13 protein-coding genes and 1 tRNA gene are annotated in these 13,326 nt (G+C 44.0%); all 14 read right to left on the reverse strand.

Annotated features, from left to right (window positions below; genetic code table 11):
- Positions 1–6: 6 nt before the first annotated feature.
- Positions 7–714, reverse strand: a complete 708-nt coding sequence (locus tag ACYVD3_RS27770) for an ABC transporter ATP-binding protein (RefSeq protein WP_460645747.1) — start codon at positions 712–714, stop codon at positions 7–9.
- Positions 698–1,486, reverse strand: coding sequence for an ABC transporter ATP-binding protein (locus tag ACYVD3_RS27775; protein ID WP_460645748.1), 789 nt, complete (start codon positions 1,484–1,486; stop codon positions 698–700). Before ACYVD3_RS27775 ends, ACYVD3_RS27770 begins: the two co-directional genes overlap by 17 nt.
- The gene (locus tag ACYVD3_RS27780) at positions 1,479–2,528 is read right to left on the reverse strand and encodes a branched-chain amino acid ABC transporter permease (protein ID WP_460645749.1); all 1,050 of its coding nucleotides are present in this window, start codon (positions 2,526–2,528) and stop codon (positions 1,479–1,481) included. The genes ACYVD3_RS27775 and ACYVD3_RS27780 overlap by 8 nt, the downstream gene beginning before the upstream one ends.
- 3 nt (positions 2,529–2,531) lie before the next feature.
- The gene (locus ACYVD3_RS27785; protein WP_460645750.1) at positions 2,532–3,407 is read right to left on the reverse strand and encodes a branched-chain amino acid ABC transporter permease; all 876 of its coding nucleotides are present in this window, start codon (positions 3,405–3,407) and stop codon (positions 2,532–2,534) included.
- Positions 3,408–3,456: 49 nt separating this feature from the next.
- On the reverse strand, positions 3,457–4,653 hold the full coding sequence (locus ACYVD3_RS27790; RefSeq protein WP_460645751.1) for an ABC transporter substrate-binding protein: 1,197 nt from the start codon (positions 4,651–4,653) through the stop codon (positions 3,457–3,459).
- 38 nt (positions 4,654–4,691) lie between these two features.
- Positions 4,692–5,960 (reverse strand): L-cysteine desulfidase family protein, encoded by a 1,269-nt coding sequence (locus tag ACYVD3_RS27795; protein ID WP_460645752.1) that lies wholly within the window; start codon positions 5,958–5,960, stop codon positions 4,692–4,694.
- Positions 5,961–6,209: 249 nt separating this feature from the next.
- A complete protein-coding gene (locus ACYVD3_RS27800) occupies positions 6,210–6,467 on the reverse strand; it encodes a transposase (RefSeq protein WP_460645753.1) in 258 nt (85 codons plus the stop codon).
- 89 nt (positions 6,468–6,556) lie between these two features.
- Positions 6,557–7,747, reverse strand: a complete 1,191-nt coding sequence (locus ACYVD3_RS27805; RefSeq protein ID WP_460645754.1) for an iron-containing alcohol dehydrogenase — start codon at positions 7,745–7,747, stop codon at positions 6,557–6,559.
- Positions 7,748–7,759: 12 nt separating this feature from the next.
- Entirely contained in the window at positions 7,760–8,623 is an 864-nt protein-coding gene (locus ACYVD3_RS27810) for a ketose-bisphosphate aldolase (RefSeq protein WP_460645755.1), read from the reverse strand.
- 14 nt (positions 8,624–8,637) lie between these two features.
- Complete coding sequence (locus ACYVD3_RS27815) at positions 8,638–9,732, reverse strand: PTS fructose transporter subunit IIC (RefSeq protein WP_460645756.1); 1,095 nt, start codon at positions 9,730–9,732, stop codon at positions 8,638–8,640.
- A 14-nt stretch (positions 9,733–9,746) separates the two neighbouring features.
- A complete protein-coding gene (locus ACYVD3_RS27820; protein WP_460645757.1) occupies positions 9,747–10,064 on the reverse strand; it encodes a PTS fructose transporter subunit IIB in 318 nt (105 codons plus the stop codon).
- Entirely contained in the window at positions 10,065–10,535 is a 471-nt protein-coding gene (locus ACYVD3_RS27825) for a PTS sugar transporter subunit IIA (RefSeq protein WP_460645758.1), read from the reverse strand.
- Positions 10,536–10,556: 21 nt separating this feature from the next.
- Positions 10,557–12,578 (reverse strand): BglG family transcription antiterminator, encoded by a 2,022-nt coding sequence (locus ACYVD3_RS27830; RefSeq protein ID WP_460645759.1) that lies wholly within the window; start codon positions 12,576–12,578, stop codon positions 10,557–10,559.
- Between the two features lie 648 nt (positions 12,579–13,226).
- Positions 13,227–13,299 (reverse strand) — tRNA-Gly (locus tag ACYVD3_RS27835).
- Positions 13,300–13,326: the final 27 nt, after the last annotated feature.

Here is a 13,326-nt window from a genome sequence, read left to right on the forward strand (position 1 = left end):
CCTCCTTTATCCTAAGCCTAAATACGCTTTTTTAATTCTTGGATCAGCCGCGATCTCTTTGGCATTTCCCGACATGGTGACCTTCCCATTCTCCAGCACATATGCCCTGTGAGAAGCGCTCAAAGCCATGTTGGCATTCTGCTCGATGAGAAGAATTGTCACTCCCTGCTTGTTTATTTCTTTTATCAGGTCAAAAATAAGCAGAACAAAGTTGGGAGCAAGGCCCAGGGATGGCTCGTCTAACAAAAGCAGCTCCGGATTGCACATCAATGCTCTCCCAATGGCAAGCATCTGCTGTTCCCCTCCGGAAAGAGTTCCAGCCGTCTGTTTGATCCTCTCTTTTAACCTGGGGAATATCTCATAGACCCGTTTATAGCTTTCGGCTATTTTATTCTTGTCCTTTACGGTGTAGGCGCCAAGGCGGAGATTCTCTTCCACCGTAAGCGCCGGAAATACCTCTCTGCCTTCCGGAGAAATGCTGATTCCCATCTTTGTCATCAGATAGGGCGGACTGTTGGTAATCTCCTTTCCCATAAATTCAACCCTGCCCCGGGAAGATTTGGTGATCCCCACAATCGTATTTAACAGGGTGGATTTCCCGGCTCCGTTGCTTCCGATGAGAGATACGACTTCCCCTTTGCCTATCTCCATATCAACACCTTTGAGCGCATGTATGGGACCGTAATAAGTATTTAAATCAGTTATCTTCAGCATCCTTATGCACACCTCCCAAATAAGCCTCAATTACCCGTTCATTGTTGGCAATCTCCATCGGAAGTCCCTGTGCGATGGGTTTTCCGTGGTCGATCACGTAAATCCTGTCGGAAATATTCATAACCACGCTCATATCATGCTCAATCAGCAATACGGTATATCCCTTCTGTTTCAGAGAACGGATAAACAGCATCAGCTCCTCTGACTCCCGCGGATTCATGCCTGCTGCCGGCTCATCCAGTAAAAGCAGTTTGGCTCCGGTGGCAATGGCTCTTGCGATTTCCAGCTTTCTCTGGTCTCCATAGGGTAAGTTGGAAGCATAATCATCCTTTCTTTCTTCCAGGCCTATTGACCGTAAAAGTGCAATGGCCTCAAGTACCTTTTCGTCTTCCTCTTTCCGGTATCTGGCCGTACGGAACGTGGAATCAAAAAAGCTGTATGAGGTTTTTATGTGGGCCCCAACCAGTACATTTTCTATCACACGCATATCCTGAAACAGCCGGATATTCTGGAACGTCCGGGACATTCCTGCCATTACGATGTGTTTCGGCTTTTTATTCTGGATTTCTTCGCCGTTAAATACAATGGTTCCTTCATCCACCTGGTACACGCCCGTCAGCATATTGAATACCGTTGTTTTACCGGCGCCGTTAGGCCCGATGATGGAAACCACTTCCCCTTTATTAACCTCAAAACTCACCTGTTCCACCGCAACAATACCGCCAAACCGTTTCGTAATTCCCCTTACGGATAAATATGCATTTTCAGCCATTCTCTCCCGCCTCCTCTTTATCCGCTGTCTTAAGCTTTTCCGCCACCTGCCTGGATAATTTAAAGGGAAGCTGGGATTTCCATCCAAGGATTCCCTGAGGCCGGAAGCGCATCATGACAACCAGAATCACGCCGTATAAAACAAACCGGTAGACCATGAGGAATCTGGATACCTCAGGAAGGGCAATGAGAATGGCGGCTCCAAGGAACATTCCCCTGATGGTCCCCATACCCCCCAGAATTACTATGGAGAGGATCAGGGTCGACACATCAAAATTAAAAGTGTTGGGATCCACATATCCGATGAGTGTGGCATACAGCGCTCCGGCAGCAGCACAGATACATGCGGATAATACAAAAGCCAGAATCTTATAGTAAGTGGTGTTGATTCCCATCATAATGCTGGCCAGCTCATCTCCCTTGATCGCCTGAAGCGCCCTGCCGGTTTTGGATCTGACAAGAACAAGGCAGAAAACCGTACAGACAACCAGAATGATCATTACCAGATAATACAGCCCATGATTTCCTATGGTAAGCTTCATGCCAAATAAGGCAGGCTTGGGAATATTTTTCACTCCCAAAGTTCCATTGGTGACGGTCGCCCAGTTCATGGCAATCATTTTGATGATTTCTCCGAATCCCAAAGTGACAATGGAAAGGTAGGTACCGGTCAAACGAAGAGTGGGAAGCCCCAGAAGGATTCCTACAAGCCCGGCTGCCACCATACCCACTAGCATGGAAGGAAAGAAACTCCACCCCAGCTTTACCGCGCATAAAGAAGCTCCATAGGCCCCGATGGCAACAAATCCGGCATGTCCAAGAGAGACCAGGCCGGTGTAACCGGTCAGAATGTTAAGTCCAAGGCCAAACATGGCATATACCGCCATTTTTACCACCACGGTCAGGAAATACTGATTGTTCACTCCCCTTGGAAGCAGGCATAAAAATGCTGCCAGCAGGATCAGGAGTACTTTCTGGTATTTACTCACAAAGCTTTCAAACTGAAATAAAAAGCTGTGTTTTTCAATTTTTGTATTTGTCATATTTTATACCTTGGTGATCCCTTTCTTTCCGAATAAACCATTGGGTCTTACGATCAGAACAATAATCAATATGATAAATGCCATGGAATCCCGGTATGTTGATCCGAGAATGGTTGCAGCCATTGATTCCGATACTCCCACGATCAGACCTCCTATAATCGCCCCCGGAAGGCTTCCGATCCCTCCAAGTACTGCTGCCGCAAATGCCTTTAATCCGGCCATAAATCCCATATTGGGATAGACGATCTGATAATAGCTTCCAACTAGGGCGCCTGCGATGGCAGCGGATATTCCACTTAAGAAGAACGTAAATGAAATAACAAAATTCACATTGATCCCCATTAAATTAGCAGCCTTTGGATTCTGTTCCGCAGCCCTCATTGCCAGCCCTATTTTTGTATAGAATACAATGGCCACCAAAACCAGCATCAGGACCAGAGAAACCGCAAACATTCCGATCTGTGTGGAAGAAATAACAATCTTTCCAACCTGCAGGGTTCCAGAATCGAACAGGGCCGGAAAGGCTCTTTTTTCGCTTCCGAAAAATACAATGAGAAGATTAGTCACAATGTTGGAAATTCCAATGGTCGTTATCAGCGAGGCGATGGGAATGGATTTCTTCTTTCTTAAAGGTTCCAGAGCAAGCTTGTCAATTGCCACACCCAGAACCCCCGTCAGCACCATGCTGGCAATGAGCCCCGGAATGATTCCAAACCGGAGGCCAATGAAAACCATTGCCATCTGAGCGCCGAATGCATAGATGGAACCGTGGGAAAAATTGACCAGTCTGAGAATTCCGAACACCAATGAATATCCGACTGCAATGAGAGCATATCCCATTCCCAATGCCAGTCCGTTAAATATCTGTTGTGCAATCATATATTCACCTTTCTGCGGGAACAGTGAGTCACCATTCCCGCCGCTTAAACTAGTTCATCTTGACAAATTTTCCATCCTGAATCGTAACCTTATTAAACTGCTTATCAACATCTCCCTGTTCGTCGAACTTAATATTGCCAGTTACGCCCTTGTAACTGATTTCGTTAAGCTTGTCCCTTACCGCTGCAGAATCCGTGGTACCTGCCTCTTTTATAGCTGTCAGAAGTACGCCCACAGAATCATAGGCCTGGGAAGTAAGAGCGGATGGTGCGCTTCCATAAGCTTGTGTGAATTTATCAACATATGCCTTTACATCCGGATCGTCTGATTCTGAGAAGAAAATAACCGGGAAACAGACTCCATCTATCGCTTCCCCGCCTAACTGGATCAACTGCTGGCTGTAAGCATTGGAAAAGCCTACGATGGCAATATCAGGATTAATATTTTTATATTGTTTGGCAACCGGAGCCACCAGATTATACATGCCGCAGCAGATCACCACATCTGCTCCTGCTTCATTCAACTTGGTAATGGCCGGTGTATAGTCATCGGAGCCTTCCATTACTTCTTCATGTGCGACTACTTTTACATTGGGATCATTTAAGTCTGTAATCAGATCCTTGATGATGCCTGACGTATTGGTTCCCCAGTCTGTCATAATGGAAATGATGCCGATATTTTTCTTTCCAAGATCATGGACGGCAATGTCAACGGAAGCCGCACCTTCCTTGGAAATGACCGTATTATTTCTAAAAATATAGTTTCCTATTTTGGAATAATCCGGGTGAGAAGCAGACGGAGAGATCTCAATGATATTGTTTTCCTGATAAATGGGAGCCGCCGTCATACAGACTCCGGAAGAGAAATGGCCGATCACACCGCTGATATCTCCGTCAGAAACAATTTTCTGTGCAATGGTTGTTGCCTCTTCGGAAGTATTCTTATCGTCATAGGGCACAATTTCAATCTGTTTCCCCAAAACTCCTCCCTCTGCATTCCACTGGTCAACCATCAGCTTCGCCGCATTGGTAAAACCGATGCCGTACTCGGAATTATCTCCTGTCATAGGTGCTGCCACCGCAATCTTTATGACTCCCTCACCGTTCTGGGCGTTTGTTCCCCCGGCTTGTGCATTGGAGGTATTTTGGGTAACCCCCGTACTCTGTCCATTCCCCTGGGTGCAGCCTGCCAGCGCACCTGCCAACATCATCATAACCAATGAATACTTGATAAACCCCTTTTTCATAACTGAAACTACCTTCCTTTCTTTTATCTGCGTTGTTTTTATGAACCCTGGACCATAATGTTAAGGATTACCTCATCCGTTTCTTTCATCCCAACCTTTGCCAGCGTAATGACCCCATCCACTGTCTTTTGAACGTTCTCTTTTACAATTCCTTCTCCCGGAAGAAAAACATGTCCGTTCATGGATAAATAGCTGGCCATAATTGCCGCATCCACGCTGGAAGCAATCTTGGCCGCACAGGAAGCACTTGCCCCGTCACATACAATCCCTGAAGTATTTGCCAGGGTATTGATAATTGTATGTTCGATCTGTTCCTTTGTTCCTCCCATTAAATAGGTGATCCCTGCCCCGGCGCCGGCCGCCGCACTGACCGCTCCGCAATAAGCCGACAATCTGCCCATACGGTATTTCTGATAAATAGCGATCAGGTTGCTGAGAACTAATGCCCGATATAACGCTTCTTCACTGCTTCTGAGAGTCTTTGCATATTCAATGACAGGAAGAGATACCGTCATTCCCTGATTCCCGCTGCCGGAATTTATGACTACCGGTAATTCACATCCGTTCATACGTGCATCAGACCCGGCAGCCGCCACTGCTTTTGCCCTGATTTTCACATCATCCCCATACACTTCAAGAAGTGTCTTTCCAATCTGGGCCCCGTAACAATTGGAAAGCCCGTCACGTGCAATATTGGTATTGCACTCAATTTGTTCCCCTATCAGCCTCCTTATTTTTTTAATGTTGACCTGTTCTGTAAATTCAAATATGGAATCCATATTCAAATAGCAATAATCTGCCGGTTCTTCCTCAACTGCCAGCTCTTTTTCAAAAAGGAGCTGCCCGTTTTTCTCGATTCTGATAATACCAAGATGGGTCCGCAGCAGTTCCACCCTGACCTCGTCTCTTTCCTGCTTCATCACTACAACAATATGAAGCTTTTCCCGGGTATCCAGAATCTCAACCTGGCATATCTTTTCCTGAAGCATGATCTTCGCGATCTGTAAATCCTGTTCCGTTACCGTTGTCAAGACTTCCAGTCCTCTGTCCGGATCCCCTCCCACTGCTCCAACAGCAGCGGCCGCCTCAATACCCCTTAAACCGCCGGTCATGGGAACCACAACTGCTTTTGCATTTTTTATAATATTTCCGCTGCAGGATATTGTAATTTTTTCAGGGACAACTCCCAGATATTTTTTCGCTGTAGCACTTGCATATGCAATTGCTATGGGCTCGGTACAGCCCAGTGCCTTCACCAGCTCAGCTTCTAAAATGTGAATCAAATGCTTCTCTGTTACTTTCTGCATGTTCCTCCTATCTACTGTGCCGCCAGCAAGCAGTTGATATTTCATTTTTATTGGTCTGATTTTGCTTAGCTTTTATGGTTATAGTATATCATTTGCCCCCCTACATTGCAATTCGTTTTTGTGTAATTTAACCAAAAATAATTATTTTCAGCGCTTTTATTGGTTATTTTATACATTTATCTCGCTTATTTTATCAGTTTTATATAGATATCTATACTAAAATGTATCATTTTGACACACTTGTTTTTATTAAGTATGAAACAGGAAAAGAGGCCCGATCATTGAATGGGGCCCTGGGGAAAATACAGAAAAAGTATAGAAGGAGATAACCTGTTCTTCAATCCAGGAAATATCCTTCTTGTATTTAGAGGTAAACATCGGCTGGTATTCTCCATTCCTGTCTCTTGGAATATCCATAGGGAATTCGTCAAACTGGCTTTTGAGGGTTTTGGGGGAATATTCTTGAAACTGCCATAAAAAATGCTCCTTTTCGATAAGAATTTTCACACCTTAATTCTCACCAAAAAGAAGCCATTTTTTTCCAAAGACACAAATTAGATTACACTACTGTTGAGAGTGTCGAAGATACTTTTTTATCACAGTCCAGTTTCCACTGTGCAAAGCTTATAGATTTCAATCATTTCTTCTTTTCCTATTTTCACAAAATTCCCGACAGGAATGGTGTCTCCATAGGTGGCCTTATCCGCCATCTCCTCAAAAGCATCGTCAGGAAGGCCGGCATCTGAGAACGTAAGAGGCATGCCCAATGCTTTAAAGTACTCTCGCATTCTCCGGATTCCTTCCGTACAGATTTCATCCGTTTTCCCGTAAGACAGATCTACGCCCCACACCCTTACCGCGAATTGGATGAACCGGTTTTTATCATGACTGTATACGTACTCCATCCAAGCAGGATAGACAATAGACAAACTGGCCCCATGGGCGATGTCATACTTTCCGCTCATCTCCAGTGCGATTCTGTGAGAAGCCCAGTCCTGAACACGTCCGGTGTTTAAAAGGCCATTGTGGGCCAAGGTGCCCGCCCATACAATTTCCGCCCTGGCATCATAATTCTGAGGCTCTCTAAGGGTCCTTAAGCCATTTACGATAATGCTTTTTAAGGCTGCCTCGCATAGCCGGTCTGTTAAATCCACATTATCCGTGTTCGTAAAATACCGTTCCATGATATGAGTCATCATATCCACAACTCCGCATCCGACCTGATAAGGGGGAAGAGTAAACGTTAACTCCGGATTAATAATAGAAAATACCGGGCGTATCAAATCCAGATTAATGCTTTTCTTATACCAGCCGTCTTCGTTTGTGATCACTGAACTTAAACTTGATTCGCTTCCTGCGGCAGGGATCGTTAAGAGTGCGGCCGTTGGCAGCGTTGACTTTGGAGTATCTTTGCCCAGATAAAAGTCCCACACGTCTCCTTTATGGGGAACACCCACGCCGATGGCCTTTGCGGTGTCAATGGAACTTCCTCCCCCGATGGCAAGAATAAATTCTATATGTTCCTGACGGCATAATTCGATTCCCTGTTTAACAAGCCCAAGTCTGGGGTTTGGCTGTACCCCTCCTAATTCCAAATATTGAATTCCCTGTTCTTTTAAAGAAGCAGCAACTGTGTCTAAAAGCCCGTTCTCTTTTATCCGGTCAGAGCCGTACACAATCAGGACTTTTTCGCAAGTGCTGTATTTCCTGATTTTTCCCCCTATCTGGCTCTCTGTGTTTTTTCCAAATACAATCTCAGTTGTATTAGAAAACTCAAAATTTATCATATAATTTCTCCCCTATCTGTAGCAATCTGCTTTTCCCAGTGAGCCGAACAATTCCATTTTCTGGCGTATTACCTTCCGGGCTTCAAGAATTCCCGGGGTAAATACTTTAGCAGGAATAAAACCACCGGTTTCTTCAATAACCTGATTTACCTTCTTGAAAAAAGCATATTTAAAGTCACTGGATATGTTCACCTTGCGTATCCCGATTTTACAGGCTTCCCGTATTTCATCATCTGGATTGTTGCTGCCGCCATGAAGAACCAGGGGAACCGGAGATACTTCTTTGATCCTTTTCAGCAATTCAAGCTGAAGCTCCGGCTGAAATCCCTTAGGATAAATACCGTGAGCGGTGCCTATTGCAATGGCAAGGCAGTCCACATCTGTTTTGGAAACAAACTGAATTACATCTTCCGGATCGGTATAAGTCACATTTTTGACTCCGCCTTCCTCTGAGTTATCCATGACTCCAATTGTTCCTATTTCTCCTTCTACAGAGACATTCACCATATGTGCCAGTTCAGCCATTTCCTTTGTAAGGTGCATATTTTCCTCATAGGAAAGCTCCGAACCATCAATCATGACAGATGTAAAACCGGCCTGGATAGCTTTCAGGCACTGTGAAATCGTTTTCCCATGATCCAGATGAAGTACAAATGGAATTTTACTGCCGGCCAGCCTTTCTTTTACATAGGTATAAAATTCTCTGGTTGCAAAGTCAAATTCACCTGGCGCCACCTGAATGATAGCCGGGGAATTGCTGGCTTCTGCTTCTTCCACGACCGACCGGAACAGGGAACTTTCCGTTGCATTGAAAGCCCCTACTGCGAAGTGGTTTTCGTTTGCTGTTTTTAGCATTTCCTTCATATTAATTAGCATTTTTTCCTCCTGTTTTAAATGGTCTCAATTATAATGTCATCAGTGTTTGCGGTTGTCATATCTGATAAGGTCCCAAGATCCTCAAAGCTCTCATCCTCTTCAGTCACTTTTTTCTTGATGACAGAGAGGATTACTCCGGTGATCACGCTGCCAATAGCCAGAGCAAGGCAGAACTTTATAGGATTGGTAAAGAGGGGGACGGAAAGCATGCCGCCGTGGGGAACGGGAGCGCCACATCCCCAGGTCATAGACAGGCCTCCTGCTATCGCTGATCCACATACGCAGGCGAACACCACACGGATCAAATCTCTTGCCGCAATGGGAATAACGCCTTCGGTTATCATACAGAACCCCATAGGAACGGCTGCCTTTAAGGCTTCTTTCTCTGCTATGGTATACTTATTCCTGGTCAAAAGGCAGGAAATGGCTATTCCAAAGGGCGGAATCATGGAACCAACAAATTTTACCGCTTCCGGCTCTATAACTCCGTCTATCATAAGCGCGTTAACAAAGGTGGACATGGTTTTATTTACTGGGCCTCCAAAATCAAAACAGGCCATAGCGCCCAGTACGGCTCCAAAAACGAATTTAGAACCGCTCTGAAGGCCGGAAATTGCTGAGGTCAGAGTTACTTGAAGCCATGCAAAAGGCTGGCCTACAACCGTGAACATTAATACCCCTGCAACAGCGGTAGTCAATACAGGTATGACCAGAACCGGCATCAATCCCTGCATTGCCTTAGGGAGCTTTACATATTTCTTAATGGACAGTACCAGATAACCTACCAGGAAACCGGCTACGATACCACCGATAAAGCCGGCCTTGATCTCCGTGCAGATAAAGCCTAATATAAGTCCGGGAGCAATTCCAGGACGGTCCGCAATGGAATAGGCCACACCCGCGGTGATAACAGGCACTACGGCCGACATGCCAAACCCACCTGCCTTATATAAGAAGTACCCGATCCCTGAAGTGGAATTGCGAACATCACCGTCAATAAACTGCCCCAGTGCCATGCATAGTCCTGCAGCGACTACTAATGGAATCATGTAACCAATTGCTGTCAATATATGTTTTTTTATCAATGCCAACACACCATGCTCTTTCATTTTTATCTTCTCCTTTAGCTTTGATTTGACAATGCTTTTTCTACCTTTTCAATAAAACCGATGGCGTTTTTAATAACAGCAGCAGTTCCCACACGAATTACCGGCTTTCCCTTAAACCGTTCTTCTCCCGAGATCTTGACGTCTATGGCAAGGATTACTACATCAGCTTCTGCTATCTCCCGGTCTGTAAGCTTGTTCTCTACACCTATCGTACCCTGGGTTTCTATTTTTGCTTCGTGTCCCCTGGCTTTCGCCCCTTTTATCAGCTTTTCCCGTGCCATATAGGTATGTGCAATTCCTGCCGTACATGCGGCAACACCTACAATCTTCATTTAACTCCCCTCCCTTTGATTGAATATTGTGAAGATTTCCCCCTCATCATCCGTTGACAACAATGTTTCTATTACTTTATCATCGCATAAGGCCACCGCCACCTGGGACAACAGTGAAACCAGTTCTGATTTATCTGCGGTATTGACCGCAAACATCACAAAGACCCTGCATGTTCCCTCTCCCAGTGTTTCCCATTCAACCTCATGATCTGACCTTCCTACTGCCATGGATGTACGGATAACAGCATCCGATTTACCATGAGGAATGGCCACCTGATTACCGATTCCCGTAGGACCTTCCTTTTCACGCTGGTAAACATCATATAAAAAGAGCTCTCTGGAGGAAATCACTCCGGCCTTTAAAAACATGTCGGTCATTTCCTGAATTATTTCATCTTTTGTACTTCCAGCTAAATGCAGGTTAATGCAGGAACGCTGGATAACATTTTCAATTGTCATAAGTGATGCCATATCTCGCCTCCTCCTGTGTTTTTATTCTTTAAATGCAATTGCAGCCCTGACTCTCTGGTTCATCAGTTCCGCCAACAATTTTGGGTTATCATATCGCCTGATTTCATTTATCTTTTCCTGATCATCAAAAATATCCAGGAAGACACTATAGAATTTTATGTTTTCTTCTTTCATTCCGGTTGCTTCGTCCAGATTAAAGGCCAGAAGGAAAATAACATCCACCTTTTCCGCTTCTTGCCACAGGACCGGAGCTGCCAATGTAGCGACCGCTATGGCCGGACGTATAACACAATTGGCAAATCCATGAGGCATGGCGATTCCTTTTCCAAGTGCTGTGGGAGCCGTCATTTCGTGGTCCATAACGGACTGCAGAAATTCTTCCGTCACATACCCGGCTTCGCTCAGCTTTTTGCACAAAAGGTGGAGAACGCTTTGCTTATCCGTGGTATTTATATGCAGATAAACAAATTCATCATAAAACAAATTTTTGCAGATATTCAGCTTTTTGCACGGCTGTTTGTTTTTTAAGTTCCTCATTCGTACCTGCTTCATGGCGTTCTCGATATTTTTAATATCATTGGGAGTCATAAGATGTCCTACCGTAACCACTTCTTTTCCATAACAGGGACTTTTTAGCTGGATAGTGGTAACGATCAGATCACAGGGAATATGGATGAGCTTCTTAAGATCTCTAACCGACAGCACCTCTACAATTCTTATATCGCCAATGGTACGTTCCATCTGCTTCTTTAATAATTGGGATATACCAATACCGTAGTCGCATATAACACAGGCGGTAACCGTTGACATGCTTCTTTCAATTGCTCCTCCAAGGAGAAGTGCCATAGTGCACATTTCATGTTCATTTAAATCCAGGCCCAGCTCCTTTTGAAAATATACGCTGACAGCGGAAATAGCCGTAAAATGATTCGGATACCTTTGTTTTACCTGTTTTAACAACGGATTTTCAGTCTTAATGTGATATCTCAACCTTGGTATCATGGACAGCAACTGCAAAAACAGGCTTTCCAGAAAAAAGAGATCTGACCGAAGGTTTACATTCACTATGTCGCTCATTAACGAAACCATACGATATGTAAAATAGCATACTTCTAAATTCTCAGCCTGGCACACAAGCATTTTTTCTAAGCTTCGGAAGGTTTGAATGTCTGAAATTTCAATAACAAATTCTATAAAGTTCTGTTCATCGGCTTCCAGCTTCATATGGTAATAGACTTCCAGTGCCTCTATGAGGTCCTTTTTTATAAGCCGGAAAAATCCACCGGCTATTTTGCATGGAGATAATGTTGGAAGCTTTACCATATGCTTTTGCCGGGAGCGAATAATACAGAGTGAAAGCAGAAAAAACATTTGAATATGGGCTTCATATCCATAGGAAAAACCATAGGTTTCCTCCAGAGCGTAAATGGCCTTGTTGATTCCGGCTGTATCAAAGCCTTTCAGAAAATCTTCAATCAAAAAATATTCATTTGACTGATATTCCATCCGCCCCTTTGAAAATAAATCGCTTCTGTCCTTTCGTTTAATAATGAAAAATATATCCCACATGGCAAGCCGCCATTGGAATTCCTCATATTTGATTTGATACCCTTTGCCCTTCCTTTTCTCGAAAAAGATCCCATGGCTTTGAAACCACTTTATAATATCCGGAACCAGTTTTTCTGCGGAAGAACGGCCCACATAAAGCTTATCCTGAATATGAGAAAGGCTTAAACTGTCCCTGGTCATTAAAAGATAGATGATCTGGTTTTTAATATCCGGGATATGGCCGCTTAGCTGAAATTCTTCTGACTGGCACGATAGCTGTTTCCATGCTTCTTCATCAATTTCCAGTTTGACTCCCTTGCGGGGTTTTTTATAAATCATGCCGGAATCAGCCTGGTTCATGGAATCCTGAATTGCGTTCAGTTCGTTTCGTATTGTTTTAACCGACATCTTAATCACATTGGAGATTTCCGAGACTGTTACATAATCTTTCTGTTCCCGCAGATAACATAGAATATCCATTTGCCGGCTAGTCATATTGCATGCTCTCCTTTCCTTTTTTCGTGCCTTGTTATCTGTTATGTACATTATATCAGACTAACTATATCCTTCTTTTTCTTTTTTTGCTACATTTCATGAGTTGATTCCAGAAAAATTGACACATTTGTTTTGAAACCTGCTAATAAAAGTCAAGGTATAATAAGAAATTTTAAGGTTGAAAAAGAGTAACGTAAATAAAGCTGCCACAGAGTAAACTTTTGTGCCAGACTGATAAGAAAAAACAGTTGAAATTATATAGTAGATTCCAGGTTATACAGATGCGTTTTCACTCATCCATGATAAATACGCAGAAATTTATTGCAACCGGCAACCATGTAGACATAATAATGCTTTTTCCCACACCATTCATGGGAAACACAACAGGGGATTCGGGAAGAGTGGATGTGAAAGTCTGCATTACCTGGGTAATACATCATTTGAGGGAAGGGAAACGATGTTTCATGAGTTTAAAGACCAGATAAAACCAGACAGAAACCAGGGAAGCCGAAAATTTCAGCTTACATTAAAACTTATGCCCTTCATTGCAAAGGCTTTGTAAACTGTATACAACTGTCTGCAAACTGACAGACACAAAAAAATAGCGGAAACCCTGATAAAACCTAGGCTTCCGCTACAAATAAAAAAAGCGCGAGACGGGACTCGAACCCGCGACCCCGACCTTGGCAAGGTCGTACTCCACCAACTGAGCCACTCGCGCTTATCTCTGCTTCTTTTTTGAAAGTTT

The sequence above is a fragment of the Lacrimispora brassicae genome (assembly GCF_054772055.1).